This window comes from Burkholderia sp. APQ4-4ca (genome assembly GCF_057837105.1).
In genome coordinates this window covers 1-2,335 of sequence record NZ_JBYQCG010000201.1, presented here as the reverse complement: position 1 = coordinate 2,335, position 2,335 = coordinate 1, and the positions used below count along the sequence as shown (strand labels likewise).

The following is a 2,335-nucleotide window of genomic DNA, read 5'->3' as shown; positions in this document are numbered from 1 at the left end:
TTTACTTCCGCAACGGTTTCACGTCGGAGGTTCGGCAAAAGCTGGTGCGCTGCTTCAAGCAGTACAACGCGGCGATCGAGGAATATCAACACGCGCTCGAAGTGGCGGCCGGCCAGACGCCGTCAAAGTCCGGGCCGCTGCGCTGGTTCTATTCCGAGGGAGAAGAACCGATCCAGTACGACAAGTCTCCGGGATTCGAAAGTCTCGCGACGAGCGTTCCCTCCGACGAGGCCCTTGCGGTCGCGATCACCAGCGCCGAGCACAAGCTCGCGACCGGGTTCTATGAATTCACGGTGTTCGCGCTTAGCGAAAAGAAGGCTGCACGGAAACGCGGTCTCGACGGACTGGTCTTCACGGTACCGCGTGCGTTTATCGCCCACCGCCCCGGCGTGTTCGAGGCGATGTTCCGCGCGTTCGCAGAAGCGTTGCCGATAGTTAGCGGTCACGGCGGGCTGGCCGTGAATGTGCCTCCAATGGGGCGGCGACCAAACGAAGCCAGCGAGTATTTCTACGCGCGCCGTTTCGGGCCGGGAATCGACGTCGGCGATCCAATGCGTTCCACCGTTCGTAAGCTTTACACGAAGATCAAGACCGTTGACTGGCTCAACGCGCTCGATGCGGACTTAGTCGCGGCTGTCGGCGGCGCATCGGCACTCGGACTCCCGCCCGATTGGTTCGCCCGTATTCCGCTGGGGAACGGGGGCTTGATTATTCAGGCCGGCGTCGCGCCGCAGTCCGGCGTATCCAATGGACCAGGCATTCCCGTATCGCCACCCGCCGCGTACGTCATTCTGAACCGCGCGCTGCGGCCGATCATCGCGGATGACGTCGATACGCTGCAAGACGGGACACTGGACAGTACTGCGCCCCTGCTAAATACCGTCGTAGCGACCGAGACATGGTTGCATCGGTTCGACGTGCCAGATGATCAACTCAACGGTTTTTGGGTTGAGCTACACAAGGAGCAGAAGGTGTCCGGCGGAACAGCGTAACGTGGGGAGTGCTCTCTGGCAATTTTGGTTGGGTTTCGGAGATGAGTGACGTGTGCGATCGAGACCGAGATGCAATACTGGCGAAGGCAGCTGATGGAACGCTCGTCGACGCCTTGTTTGGCGAGTATGGCCGCGACTGGCCGCACGAGGACAGCCATAGGATCGACCTGCTCGCTAAGATGCACAACAAGGGTGAGATCGATCTGCTCGCAGTTGTTACCCCTGAGGCGGTCGAGCGTCATCGGGGAACGAATTTCTTTAATGGGCAGCACCTTTACGAACAGCTAATCCCAAGAATTTCAGGATCGGTCAGGGAAATGTTACGCGTCGTCGAGCTCCTTCGAGTCGGCGGCGGCAATGATATGGCGGCTGGCCTCCATATCGACAAGTTCGCTGTGTGGTGCGGGGCAGAGCCGACGCGTCCGATGGACCTGCTCGCGTTAATCGACGAAGGTGTGCCCAACGCGGACACCTACCTTGTCATCGCCATTAAGACCGGCGTCCACGTCGACCGCGAACTGTTTACCATCCGCGCCTACGAATTCTTGGAGAGCGGCACCGAGCGGCAGCGGTTGAGTGCGCTCTGTGCGTTGGGCCAGATTGAGATGTTGGACGCCGCGGAGTGGGACCGTCTACTCGGCGCGCTCGCGGCGGCGCAGGATGCTAACGACGACGACGTATTCCGTGGCCAACTGCTCTCTGCGGCGGCGAACAGGGTCAAAGGCGCACCGCCCGAGCGCGTTGCGGAGCTTAATCGAATGGCCGCCATGGCTGTCGCCAACGGAGGGAGTCAGACGCTGCACGTTGCGGCGAGAATCCTTGCCTTCGAAGCTGAGTCCTTGGCCGAGGATTTACGTGAGAAGCTTTTACACGCACTTCGTGGAGTTGGCGGCGAAAGCCACTCGACCATCGGACTTTTGGACATCGCGCTCTCGAAACTCGTCAGCACGGGACAAGTCGACGCGGTTCGCAGATTCGCCGAGGATCTACTAACTCGCCCCGATGACACCATCAAATTACAGCGTCTGGATTCGATGGTGCGCGCACTTGTCGACGATCCGGGCAATGCACTTGCAGATTGGATGGTGGCGTGGCTGCGCAACGGCAACTATCGGCTTTGCAGCGCGATGGATAGAGCAATGTTTGGCGCTGGCCGGGACGATCGCGCACTTTCGATCGACTTCACCCGCTACGAATTGAGCGATGAAGAGTATCCGTATTTGGCGCGCAAGGCTGTAGCGACCTTTTTCCTGAAGCCGCTTCTCACGGTATCGTTGCTCACATCGCTGCTTCGGACAGCGCCGACGAATGCGGCCGCCAAGGTCGAAGATGTATTGATCGAT

The 2,335-nt window shown here is 59.7% G+C and carries 2 protein-coding genes; both read left to right on the top strand.

Translation table 11 applies throughout. From position 1 onward, the window contains the following. Nucleotides 1-992, top strand: a 992-nt coding sequence (locus tag AC3IFE_RS21240) for a DUF3396 domain-containing protein (RefSeq protein ID WP_489191853.1), incomplete at its 5' end; no start/stop codon positions are given. Between the two features lie 50 nt (nt 993-1,042). Further along, nucleotides 1,043-2,335, top strand: a 1,293-nt coding sequence (locus tag AC3IFE_RS21235; RefSeq protein WP_489191852.1) for a hypothetical protein, incomplete at its 3' end; no start/stop codon positions are given.